The sequence below is a fragment of the Nocardia carnea genome, from assembly GCF_029868855.1.
Taxonomy (GTDB): Bacteria; Actinomycetota; Actinomycetes; order Mycobacteriales; family Mycobacteriaceae; genus Nocardia; species Nocardia carnea_A.
The window spans coordinates 34,189-45,781 of the sequence record NZ_JARWOV010000193.1 but is presented as its reverse complement, the minus strand read 5'-3'; the positions used below and the strand labels follow the sequence as shown (position 1 = coordinate 45,781).

At 66.6% G+C, this 11,593-nt stretch carries 8 protein-coding genes; 3 read left to right on the top strand and 5 right to left on the bottom strand.

From position 1 onward, the window contains the following. Positions 1-142: 142 nt before the first annotated feature. The gene (locus QH195_RS17705; protein ID WP_280421937.1) at positions 143-889 is read right to left on the bottom strand and encodes a hypothetical protein; all 747 of its coding nucleotides are present in this window, start codon (positions 887-889) and stop codon (positions 143-145) included. A gap of 448 nt (positions 890-1,337) precedes the next feature. On the opposite strand from QH195_RS17705, the gene QH195_RS17700 reads away from it, so the two are divergent. After that, positions 1,338-4,586, top strand: a complete 3,249-nt coding sequence (locus tag QH195_RS17700; protein ID WP_280436210.1) for a (Fe-S)-binding protein — start codon at positions 1,338-1,340, stop codon at positions 4,584-4,586. Positions 4,587-5,128: 542 nt separating this feature from the next. Here the strand turns inward: QH195_RS17700 and QH195_RS17695 are convergent. Next, the gene (locus QH195_RS17695; RefSeq protein ID WP_280421935.1) at positions 5,129-5,560 is read right to left on the bottom strand and encodes a PPOX class F420-dependent oxidoreductase; all 432 of its coding nucleotides are present in this window, start codon (positions 5,558-5,560) and stop codon (positions 5,129-5,131) included. Between the two features lie 145 nt (positions 5,561-5,705). Between QH195_RS17695 and QH195_RS17690 the strand changes: the two genes are divergently transcribed. Next, positions 5,706-6,485 carry a phytanoyl-CoA dioxygenase family protein gene (locus QH195_RS17690; RefSeq protein ID WP_280436209.1) on the top strand — a complete coding sequence of 260 codons (780 nt, stop codon included), beginning with the start codon at positions 5,706-5,708 and terminating at the stop codon, positions 6,483-6,485. A gap of 519 nt (positions 6,486-7,004) precedes the next feature. Here QH195_RS17690 and QH195_RS17685 read toward each other — a convergent pair. The 3 genes from QH195_RS17685 to QH195_RS17675 form a co-directional block, all read right to left on the bottom strand. After that, positions 7,005-8,147, bottom strand: a complete 1,143-nt coding sequence (locus QH195_RS17685; RefSeq protein WP_280436208.1) for an acyl-CoA dehydrogenase family protein — start codon at positions 8,145-8,147, stop codon at positions 7,005-7,007. After that, entirely contained in the window at positions 8,147-9,379 is a 1,233-nt protein-coding gene (locus QH195_RS17680) for an acyl-CoA dehydrogenase family protein (protein WP_280436207.1), read from the bottom strand. Before QH195_RS17680 ends, QH195_RS17685 begins: the two co-directional genes overlap by 1 nt. 132 nt (positions 9,380-9,511) lie before the next feature. Continuing rightward, a complete protein-coding gene (locus QH195_RS17675; RefSeq protein ID WP_280436206.1) occupies positions 9,512-10,045 on the bottom strand; it encodes a YdcF family protein in 534 nt (177 codons plus the stop codon). A gap of 190 nt (positions 10,046-10,235) precedes the next feature. Between QH195_RS17675 and QH195_RS17670 the strand changes: the two genes are divergently transcribed. Next, positions 10,236-11,558, top strand: coding sequence for a UDP-glucose dehydrogenase family protein (locus QH195_RS17670; protein WP_280421929.1), 1,323 nt, complete (start codon positions 10,236-10,238; stop codon positions 11,556-11,558). Positions 11,559-11,593 lie beyond the last annotated feature (35 nt).

The window sequence follows — 11,593 nt, the reverse complement described above, 5'->3', positions numbered from 1 at the left end:
CTAGTCCCGGCCCGCCCCAGACCCATACACTTACACCCGTGTGGGCGCGCGTTAATAGGGTTCGCCGCCGACAACCCTCAACAAATACTGGCCGGTTCCCCCTGTCGCCGCCCCCCCCTTTCGTATGGCTCGGGAACCGAGCTCAGGGGTTGGCCGGAGGCTTGCCGCCGTTGGCCCACTTGCTGGTGCCGGGAGCGGCCTGCAGGGTCTGGACCAGGTCCATGGCCGCGATTCCCATGGCCGGGCCACCCACGACGATGGTCCCGAGGATGCCGCCGATACCAGCACCGGCAACAGCGGCCGGGATGCAGCCGATGGCCAGCAGCGGGAGGCCGAGGATGCAGCCGGTGATCCCGCCGAGCACCACACCGGCGGCCGTGCCGACGAAACCGCCGACCGCGGTCGCGATCGAGAACTGGGTGGTGAATTCGTTCATCGCCATCTGGTTCTCGATCGGCGAGGCGATGGGCTTGGCGGTCAGGTTCACCGCCTGGATCGGCTGCTGGGTCTGGACGTCGGTCTTCTCCGGCGTCAGCTCCAGTACCGTGTCGTCGTTCTTCAGCACCGGCTTGACCGGAATCTCGGTGCCCTCGACGGCGAGATCGACCGGCCAGGAGACAACGACCGCGCCGGCCTTGTCCTTGACCTGGACGAACTGTTCTTTCTCGGGTGCCGCACCCGGCTCGGCCGAGATGGGCTGCACTTCTTCTTCCGCAATGGCGAAGGTGCCGCCGTGCAGCGTCGTGACAACGGTTTTCTCCACCATCTGGATGGAGTAGTTGATGGGAGCCGGGGCTTCGGTTGCCGGGTCGGCGTGGGCCGTCCCGAAACCCACAGCGAGCGAACCTGCGGCCAGAGCTGCGACCACAGTGGACCTAGCGAGTTTCATCCAATTCCAATCGGGTGTGCAGCATGACATCCATTCGCGAAGGGGCCGATGTAACTCGGACCCGTAATCCTCCCCGAGCGTTATGAGATGTCACGCTTCCTGATAGATCGGGCTGAGCGTAGTCGAATGTGTTGGCGAAAGGCGAGATTCGTGTCCCAAACGTGAGAAACGGGTGGGTAAGCCTGGCCTTAGCACGGCCGGCCACAGCGCGCCCTTTACGGTGTTCATCAGCCAGAACAGTTATGGACCACCAATTGAATAAGGTGACATTGATCACGGCCCCCCGAATACGGGAAAGCCCAGGCAGATGGGGTGACAGCGCAGCGGCGATCGTACACTGGACCCCAGTAGTTACCGGCGAGTAACTTACCGGCGGTTACGATACGAGCCGGACGAGGTTACTCATCGTTCCTCGCACCTCGTGTTGCCTCGAAAGAAAGGTCGCGACATGAATGCCCTGACAGTGACGCTGGGCACCTTGGGAGCGGCGCTCAGCCTGCTGTGTTGGGCGTCGTTCTTCGGCGGCGTCCGGGATATCGTCCGCGCCATCATGCTGGGCCAGCCCGCCCCCGACCGCTGGCGCCCGTTCTTCCCGCGTTTCAAGCAGATGCTGGTGGAGTTCCTGGCGCACACCCGGATGAACAAGTTCCGGACGGTCGGCTGGGCCCACTGGCTCGTGATGATCGGCTTCATCGGCGGCGCGATCCTCTGGTTCGAGGCCTACGGGCAGACCTTCGACCCGTCCTTCCACTGGCCGCTCATCGGCGACACCGCGCTCTACCACCTGTGGGACGAGATCCTCGGTATCGGCACGGTCGTCGGCATCGTGACGCTGATCATCATCCGGCAGCTCAACCATCCGCGGGTGCCGGAGCGGCTGTCCCGGTTCAGCGGTTCGGCCTTCGGTGCGGCTTATGTGATCGAGGCGATCGTGCTCCTCGAGGGCCTGGGCATGGTCTTCGTGAAAGCCGGCAAGATCGCGACCTACGGGCACGCCAACGGCGCGACCGATTTCTTCACCATGCGGGTGGCCGAACTGCTGCCCGCCAGCCCGACCATGGTGTCGATCTTCGCTTTCATCAAACTGATGTCCGGTATGGCCTTCCTGTACCTGGTGGGCCGCAACATCACCTGGGGTGTGGCCTGGCACCGGTTCTCGGCTTTCCCGAACATCTACTTCAAGCGTGAGGACGACGGTGGCGTCGCCCTCGGTGCGGCCAAGCCGATGATGTCGAACGGCAAAGCCCTGGACATGGAGAACGTCGACCCGGATACCGACACCCTGGGTGCCGGCCGGATCGAGGACTTCTCCTGGAAGGGCTGGCTGGACTTCACCACCTGCACCGAATGCGGCCGTTGCCAGTCGCAGTGCCCCGCATGGAACACCGGCAAGCCGCTGTCGCCGAAGCTGCTCATCATGTCGCTGCGCGACCACGGCCGCGCCAAGGCGCCGTACCTGCTGGCCGGCGGCAGCCGGGATATGGGCGGCGACGAGGTCGGCCTGGTCGACGCCGACGGTAAGCCCGACGAGGCGAAGCTGGCCAAGGTTTCCGAGGCCGCCCGTGCCGAGGCCGAGCGTCCGCTGGTCGGTGAGGCAGAGGTGAACGGCATCATCGACCCCGAGGTGCTGTGGAGCTGCACCACCTGCGGTGCCTGCGTCGAACAGTGTCCGGTGGATATCGAGCATGTCGACCACATCATCGATATGCGCCGCTACCAGGTGCTGATCGAATCGGAATTCCCGTCCGAGCTCGCGGGTCTGTTCAAGAACCTCGAGAACAAGGGCAATCCGTGGGGCCAGAACGCCAAGGACCGGCTCAACTGGATCAACGAACTCGATTTCGATATCCCGGTGTTCGGTAAGGACGCCGACAGTTTCGACGGTTACGAATACCTGTTCTGGGTCGGCTGCGCCGGCGCTTACGAGGATCGCGCGAAGAAGACCACCAAGGCCGTCGCGGAACTGCTGGCGACCGCGGGCGTGAAGTTCATGGTGCTGGGTCAGGAAGAAACCTGCACCGGTGATTCGGCGCGGCGTGCGGGTAACGAATTCCTCTTCCAGCAGCTGGCCGCGCAGAACATCGAACTGCTGGATTCGGTGTTCGAGGGTGTGGAGCAGAACAAGAAGAAGATCGTCGTCACCTGCGCGCACTGCTTCAACGCGCTCAACAACGAGTACCCGCAGGTCGGCGGTACCTACGAGGTAGTGCACCACACCCAGCTGCTGAACCGGCTGGTGCGCGGTAAACAGCTCGTCCCGGTGGCCCCGGTCGCGCAGAACGTGACCTATCACGATCCCTGCTATCTGGGCCGGCACAACAAGGTCTACAACGCGCCGCGTGAACTGATGGCGGCCTCCGGTTCGAACCTGGTGGAAATGCCCCGCCACGGCGAACGGTCCATGTGCTGCGGTGCCGGTGGCGCCCGGATGTGGATGGAAGAGCAGCTGGGCAAGCGCATCAACATCGACCGCGTGGACGAGGCACTCACCACCTCCCCCGCCAAGATCGCCACCGGCTGCCCGTTCTGCCGGGTCATGCTCACCGACGGTGTCACCGCACGCCAGGAGTCCGGCCAGGGCGAGGGTGTGGAGGTCGTCGATGTCGCGCAGTTGATGCTCGAATCCATCGAGCGGCAGCAGCCGGACCAGCTGACCGCCAACCTCACGGTCGTCCAGGAGCCCAAGGCCGAACCGGAACCCGAACCCGAGCCGGAGCCCGAACCGGTCGCGGAGGCGGCGGCTCCGGCTGCCGAAAAGGCGGCCCCGAAGGGCGGCGGCCTGGCCATGAAGGGCCCGGCGAAGGCGCCGGGTAAGGGCCTCGGTATGAAGGGCGCCGCGAAGGCACCGGGCGCCAAGGCACCCGCCGCGGAAGCCGAAACCGGCGAAGCGGCTCCGGCCGCGCCTGCCGCCAAGGGCCTCGGTATGAAGGGGGCCGCCAAGGCACCCGGCGGCAAGGGGCTCGCCATGAAGGGCGCCGCCAAGGCACCCGGCGCAAAAGCCGAAACCGCGCCCGCGGAAACCGCTCCGGCCGAATCCGGCGAAACCAAGGCGGCTCCGCCGGTGAAGGGGCTGGGTATGAAGGGCGCCGCCAAAGCGCCCGGCGGCAAGGGGCTCGCCATGAAGGGCGCCGCCAAGGCACCCGGCGCAAAAGCACCCGCCGTGGAACCGGCCGAGGCCGAATCCACTGCCGAGGCTGAGCCCACCGCGAGCGCTGCCCCCGCCGAGACCAAGCCCACGGTCGCGGCCAAGGGCCTCGCAATGAAGTCCGGGTTCAAGCGCCCCGGTCCGAAGGCCCCAGGAGCCAAGACCGCCGCTGCGGCAACGGAATCGGCGTCCGGCACTGCTCCGGCGGAATCCGCGGCACCGGCCGAGGCCGAAACCACGGAAGCCGAGCAGCCCACCGCGGCGGCACCGGCCGAGAGCAAGCCCTCGAAACCGGCCAAGGGCCTGGCGATGAAGTCCGGGTTCAAGCGCCCGGGTCCGAAAGCGCCTGGTACCAAGGCCCCTGCCACCGAACCGGCACCGGCACCGGCACCGGCAACCGAGGATCCGGCATCGGCCGAATCCGCCGGCGAGACGTCGGGATCGTCCGGCAACGGGACGGCGGGTAACGGGTCCGGTGCGACCCCACCGCCGGCCAAACCGGGCGCCCTCGGGTTCAAATCCGGCGCCAAGGCACCCGGCCGGAAAGGCTGACGCAGAACACAACTGAACACCTCGACGGGTCCTGCGCAGCCGGCGCCGGACCCGTCGCTCATTCCACGTCCGAGGAGTATCGACCGGATCCGCTGGTGGGCCGAATCAGTACCGGGGCAAAGAGGCAACGCCGTATCGAGCCCACCGCGGCAATCGGCTCGTCCGGCCGGACCCGCGTCGGTGAGGTAGGCGTGCTGCGATGGCCATGGACGCAGCGGCACCCGGCGCGGTCGAACGATGCGGTGCCGCGACCGAGCGACCCGGTAACCGCCGGCCACCGCTCTTCGAGGGACGGCACACCTCGACAGTTGCCGCCGCCGGCGGCCTGGTGGAATGCGCCCGGACGACGCTGCTTCCGCACACCGTCACGACCGACGTACTGACGCCGGCCACCGGTGTGGCCCTCGCTGCCGGCACCGACACCGACAATGCGCACCGCCTGCTCACGTTACTGCGCACCGGCTCGACTCCCGGGGAGCGGCCGATCGACGCGAGACGGCTCTCGAAAATCGCCGCACCTCGAATCTTCGGCGCGTACGAATTCAGCGCAAGGCCGCACCGTAGACGTGCTCGACCGAGAGTTTCATGAGCACTCGGCGATCGGAGACCATCACCGACCGGTATTCGTCCCAGTCCGGATGCTCACCGGCAGCCTTGCGGTAGTAGTCGACGAGTGCCTCTACCTCGGGGCCGTGCGGGTCGGTACCCGGGCCGGTGAGCGTGACCGTGCCCTCGGCGGTGGCCCAGGCCCAGCCGTCGGCGCGGGTCACTTCCAGCGCGGCGCGCGGGTCACGGCGCAGGTTCACGGTTTTGGCCCGGCCCTCGGTCATCGAGACGTAGACGACATCAGCGTCCCGGTCGTAGTAAGGGGTCACGGGCGAGAGTTGCGGCAGGCCGTCCGACTTGATCGTGGCCAGCACGCCCAGGCGGCTTTCGGCGAGCAGCGTGCGCGGATCGAACTGTGGGTTCGTCATATCCGGGTCCAAGTCACGGGCGGCGGCCGCTATTCCAGGAGAGGCTCTGTAGCAACAAGCGATTCCGTCCGCCGGGTTACGCCACCACGGGGTCCACCCCGAAAATCACTGGCGCAGGCGACCGGGTGATGGTTCGAATGGGACCATGCTCGACGACGACCAGGTGACCTCGTTCATCGACAACGGTTTCGTACACCTACCGGAGGCGTTTCCTCGTTCGCTGGCCGAGGAGTGCCGCGCGATCATCTGGCGCGATCTGAACGCCTCACCGGATGATCCCGGTACCTGGCCGGCCCCGGTGGCCACCCGCCCCGACTACGCCTCCGCGCCGTTCGTGGCGGCCGCCAACACCCCGCGTCTGCACGCGGCCTACGACGAGCTGGTCGGTCCGAAGCGGTGGGCACCACGAACCAGCCTGGGCGGATTCGTGATCCGGTTCCCCGGTAACGAACCCGCCGTGCTCGACGGCTGGCATGTGGACGCGAGCTTTCCGGGTCCCGAGTCGAGCCCCACCGACTATCTCAGCTGGCGGGTCAATATCCATTCGAAGAACCGGGCACTGCTCATGCTGTTCCTTTTCTCCGACACCGGCGAATCCGATGCCCCGACTCGTATCCGGGCCGGCTCCCATCTGGACGTGGCCCGAATTCTCGAACCGGAGGGCGACGCCGGCCTCGACGCCCGGGAACTGGCCCACCGCGCCGAACCGGCCACCGCGCACCGCCCACTCGCCTACGCCACCGGCCGGGCGGGTGATGTGTATCTGTGCCACCCGTTCCTCGTCCATGCGGGCCAACCGCACCGCGGTACCGAACCCCGCTTCCTCGCCCAGCCGAACCTCAGCCCCGCCGATGCGCCGCGGTCGGCCGAGCCGGGCTCCGCCTCTCCGATAGCGAGCGCTGTCCGGCGCGCGACCCGACGATAGTCCGATCTACCTGTGTTTCTCGGCACCAGCGGTAAGTCGGATTTCCTGACCCCGGACTTCCTTGTCTGTCGCTGCCCGAAACACCGTTCGAGGATGTCCGCGCGGCCTCCACACTCCTCGTGGGGGAGGTATTGTCCCCATCGAACGCATCCTCCGCGATGGCGGCCGAGAAGGGGCGCTACGCGAGCGCCGGAATACCCTGGTATCGGGGAGTGATTCTGGCGCGCGAAGTAAGCGCAATCGAAGCTGTCCACGCCTACGCACTGGAAACCGAACCCGGGCGCTTCCACCCGGCGTTCGTCCGTTGCGGGCGGCAAATTATATTCTGGCCGGCGAATGGAACCTCTCCGATGAGAACGGGATATACATCGATTTCCCGTTCCCGATCACCATTCCGTGGACCGAACTCGAGTACTGACGTACCGGACCGCGCGGTGATCCCCCTCTGTCGAGCCACCGCACGGCCCGGCACGGGTCTCCGTACCCCACTCGGGCACCGGTGAGTGGGGTACGGGCCGATCAGTTCGTCAACGCGATATAGCGGGCGAGATGATCGGAGCTGTTTCCGAATTCGTATTCGATGGCGGTGAGCCGTTTGAAATAGTGGCCGATGGCCAATTCCTCGGTCATACCCATCGCGCCGTGCAATTGCACCGAATTCTGGCCGATGAAACGGGTCGCGCGGCCGATCGTGACCTTGGCCGCGGAAATGGCGCGGGCGCGTTCGGCGGGTTCGGCTTCGAGGGCGTAGGCGGCCAGGTAGGCGGCGGCGATACTCTGTTCGAGTTCGATCAGCATATCGACCATTCGGTGTTGCAGTGCTTGGAAACTACTGATCGGAACACCGAACTGCCGGCGCTGTTTCGTGTATTCGACGGTGTCGTCGAGCACCTTCCGCATCAGCCCGACCGCCTCCGAGGCGACCGCGGCGATGGCGGCGTCGACGGTGGCGTCGATGATCGGCCACGCCTGTCCTTCCGCGCCGAGGAGCGCGTCGGCGGGGAGGCGGAAACCGGTGAAGGTGAGGTCGGCGGCGATCCGGTCGTCGATGGTGCGGTAGCGGTGCACCTCGACACCCGGCGGCGGCGCGGAGGCATCGAATTCCGCCAGGAACAGCGAGATTCCGTCCTGGTCGCGGCGTTCACCGGCGGTGCGGGCGGAGATGATCAGATGGGTGGCGATGGGTGCGCCGGTGACCACGATCTTGGTGCCGTCGAGTACCCAGCTGTCGCCGTCGCGGCAGGCGGTGACCGAAACATGGTGACGCACTTCGCCGGATCCGGGTTCGAGCGCGGCGAAGGCGACGCGCGCGCTCCCCTGGGCAATCTTGCGCAGCAGGTCCTGAGCGCGCTCACCGCCGGAACGGCGCAGCAGCCCGCCGCCGACCACCACGGTGTCGACATAGGGTTCCACCACCAGCGCGCGACCCAATTCCTCGGCGATGATCATGGATTCGATCGGGCCGCCGCCGGAGCCGCCGGTTTCCTCGGGAAGGGTCAGGCCGAGTACATCCAGTTCGGCCAGGCCGCGCCAGATCTCGGGTTGCCAGCCCGCCCCGGTTTTGACCGCGCTGCGGCTCTTCTCGAGGTCGTAGCGGGCAGCGAGAAAACCCGCGACCGCATCGCGCAGCATCTGCTGTTCATCGGTGAAGGTGAATTCCATCAGAGCCCCAATGCTGCCTTGGCGAGGATATTTCGCTGAATTTCGTTACTGCCCGCGTAGATCGACCCCGCGCGGTCGTTGAAGTAGCGCAGTGGCGCGACGGCCTGCCAGTCCGCGCCGCTGACGTAGCCGTCGGCGGGCGGGGTGTATTCGGCGATCGGGCCACCGGGCGCGGTGGCGTGCGGCTGGTAGACCCGGCCGTGCGGTCCGGCCGCGGTGAGCGCGAGTTCGGTGAGCTGCTGGCTGAGTTCGGTGGACAGGATCTTCAGCATCGAGGAGGCGCTGCCGAGGTCCTTACCGGAGGACATGGCCGCCAGCGTCCGGAATTCCAGTACTTCGAGCACCTCGGTGCGGATGCGGGCGTCGGCGAGCCGGGCGGCGAAATGCGGGTCGGCGCTCAGCGGTTTGCCGTCGCGGCCGGGTCGAGATGCCGCGGCGGTGGCGATGTTCTCGGCCATGGCCTGTAGCGCGGGCGCCATCGCGCCGCCGCCGCGTTCGTGGACCAGCAGATATTTGGCGACGGTCCAGCCGTCGTCGATCCGGCCGAGCACATTGCTCTTGGGGACCCGCACATTGTCGAAGAAGATCTGGTTCTGCACCTGCTCGCCGGAGCTCATGACCAGCGGCCGGATCTCGATTCCGGGGGCGGTCATATCCATGAGGATGAAGGTGATGCCCTGCTGTTTCCTGCCCTCGCGGCAGGTGCGGACCAACGCGAAGATCCAGTTCGCCTCGGTGGCGTGGGTGGTCCAGATCTTGCTACCGGAGATGAGGAAATCGTCGCCGTCGCCGACCGCGGCCATGCTGAGCGCGGCGAGGTCGGAACCGGCTTCGGGCTCGGAGTAGCCCTGACAGAAGAAGACCTCTCCCGTGAGGATTCGGGGCAGGAAGTAGTTCTTCTGCTCCTCGGTACCGAACGCGATCAGCGCCGGGGCCACCATCCGGATACCCATCGGCGAGAGCGCGGGTGCGCCGGCCAGAGTGAGTTCGCGGCTGAAGATGTAGTGCTGGGTGAGCGACCAGTCGCAGCCGCCGTATTCGACCGGCCACTGCGGCGCCGCCCAGCCCCGTTCGTGCAATATGCGCTGCCATTCCAGGCTGGCTTCGTGGTCGGAGTAGACACTCGTCATCAGCCGGCCCGCGGTGCTGATCTCGGGCGTGAGCTTTTCCGCCAGGAACGCCCGTACCTCGTCTCGGAAGGCCTTGTCGGCCTCCGACCAGTCGTAATCCATACACGCTCCCGAAGGCTTCATGCGTCGTCGCAGCAGGTCCGGCGACTACCGGCGCTAGAGAGAATTTATCCAATTCTCTCTCATCGCGTCAAACTGAAGGCACATGCCATCACAGGTCTGGATCGGTCCGGCTCACTGCCCGCAATCCTCGAAAACCGCCTTCCCATAGCTCGCCGATTGGTACAGGTAGTCGTAGGCCCAGCGCGGCAGCGAGAGATCCGGGCGGGTGTCGACGAACAGCAGCTGCCCGTCCCAGCATTTACCGAGCACATACCGGGCCCGCGAGATATGCGGGGTGAAGGTCACCACGATGACCCGGTCCCAGCCGTGCGCGCGCGCCTGGTCCGCCAGGTACCGGCCCTCACCCCGGGTGGTCCGCGGTGACGGATCGAAACACACCACCTCGAAGCTGTAACCGCCGTGACAGATCCGGTTGATCAGGGGGCTGTCCTCGTAAGGATTGGAAATCAGCACCCGCGGCGCATGACCCTCGCGCGCCAGCCGCAACCCCAGCGCTTCCCGGCCGTCGTGCGCGCCGCTGAGTACGAGGATCGCATCGGCGGGTGCGGGTTCCTCGCGTTGCGGGCGAACGTAGACCGGCCACAGCGCGAGCACGAACACCACGACGGCGACCATCCCGGCGGCGAGGGTCGTACGGCGGCGCATCGCCGCGATCCTACGGGCCACCGGTGGGCAGGGGCGAAGTACGCACCGGGTGAAGCGCAGGCGCCGGCACGACGGCCCGGGACGGGTTTCCGCAGGCCGGCCGGTCTCGTCGTCCGGTGTACATCTGCTGTTGCCCGGCATCTCGCCTCGGTTTTGCGGTGGGGCCACCAGCGCGGATTACCAATCGATTATGCGATGCACAGTCTTCGGAACCGGGTACCTGGGGGCCACGCACGCAGCGTGTATGGCCGAACTCGGCCACGACGTACTCGGGGTCGATATCGACCCGGGCAAGGTCGCGAAACTCTCGGACGGTGTCACGCCCTTCTACGAACCGGGTCTGGAAGCCGTACTGCGCCGCAACCTGGACGCCGGCCGGCTCCGATTCACCACCTCCTACACCGAGGCCGCCGACCACGCCGATGTGCATTTCCTCGGCGTGGGCACACCACAGAAGAAGGGTGAATACGCCGCCGATCTCAAATATGTGCACGCGGTGGTGGATACGCTGGCACCGCTGGTCACCCGGCCCTGCGTGATCGTCGGCAAATCCACCGTGCCGGTGGGGACCGCCGCCGCGCTGGGCGAACGTGCCCGGGCGCTGAGTGCGGTGGATATCGAGGTCGCCTGGAATCCCGAATTCCTGCGGGAGGGGTACGCGGTCCGCGACACCCTGCGCCCGGACCGGCTGGTACTCGGTGTCGACGGGTCCCGCGAGCGGGCGCCGTGGGTCCGCGAACTGGTCGAAGAGCTCTACGCCGATCTGCTCGTCGCCGAGGTCCCGTTCCTGCTCACCGATCTCGCCACCGCCGAACTGGTCAAGGTATCGGCGAACGCGTTCCTGGCCACGAAGATCTCGTTCATCAACGCGGTCTCCGAGGTCTGCGAGGCCACCGGGGCGGATGTCACCGTTCTGGCGGACGCGCTCGGATACGACGAACGGATCGGCCGCCGGTTCCTCAATGCCGGGGTCGGTTTCGGCGGCGGCTGTCTGCCCAAGGACATCCGGGCGTTCATGGCGCGCGCCGGTGAGCTCGGCGCCGACCACGCGCTGGCCTTCCTCCGAGAAGTCGACAACATCAATATGCGCCGTCGCACCAAAATCGTGGATATGGCGGCCCGCGCCTGCGGCGGCTCCCTGCTGGGCGCCAATGTCGCCGTACTCGGCGCGGCATTCAAACCCGAATCCGACGACGTGCGGGATTCCCCGGCGCTCAACGTGGCCGGAATGATCCAGCTACACGGCGCGGTGGTCACCGTCTACGACCCGAAAGCACTGGAGAATTCCCGCCGCGTCTTCCCCACGCTGAGCTACGCGACCTCGGTGCGGGAGGCCTGTGAACGCGCCGATGTGGTCCTCGTCCTCACCGAGTGGCAGGAATTCGTCGAACTGCGACCGCAGGACCTGGACTCGGTCGTGCGCGCCAAATCTGTCATCGACGGTCGAAATTGTCTCGATCGAGCCGTTTGGCGGTCGGCCGGATGGGTGTACGCAGGGCTGGGCACACCGTAGAGTCTGGTGAGCGAGCCGGACGTACGGTTCCGGCC

Excerpts from the sequence above, each read along its gene's own strand:
- QH195_RS17685 (WP_280436208.1), bottom strand. The coding sequence starts at position 8,147 with ATGGAATTCACCTTCACCGATGAACAGCAGATGCTGCGCGATGCGGTC.
- QH195_RS17705 (WP_280421937.1), bottom strand. The coding sequence starts at position 889 with ATGAAACTCGCTAGGTCCACTGTGGTCGCAGCTCTGGCCGCAGGTTCG.
- QH195_RS17680 (WP_280436207.1), bottom strand. The coding sequence starts at position 9,379 with ATGGATTACGACTGGTCGGAGGCCGACAAGGCCTTCCGAGACGAGGTA.
- QH195_RS17690 (WP_280436209.1), top strand. The coding sequence starts at position 5,706 with ATGCTCGACGACGACCAGGTGACCTCGTTCATCGACAACGGTTTCGTA.
- QH195_RS17695 (WP_280421935.1), bottom strand. The coding sequence starts at position 5,560 with ATGACGAACCCACAGTTCGATCCGCGCACGCTGCTCGCCGAAAGCCGC.
- QH195_RS17700 (WP_280436210.1), top strand. The coding sequence starts at position 1,338 with ATGAATGCCCTGACAGTGACGCTGGGCACCTTGGGAGCGGCGCTCAGC.
- QH195_RS17670 (WP_280421929.1), top strand. The coding sequence starts at position 10,236 with ATGCGATGCACAGTCTTCGGAACCGGGTACCTGGGGGCCACGCACGCA.
- QH195_RS17675 (WP_280436206.1), bottom strand. The coding sequence starts at position 10,045 with ATGCGCCGCCGTACGACCCTCGCCGCCGGGATGGTCGCCGTCGTGGTG.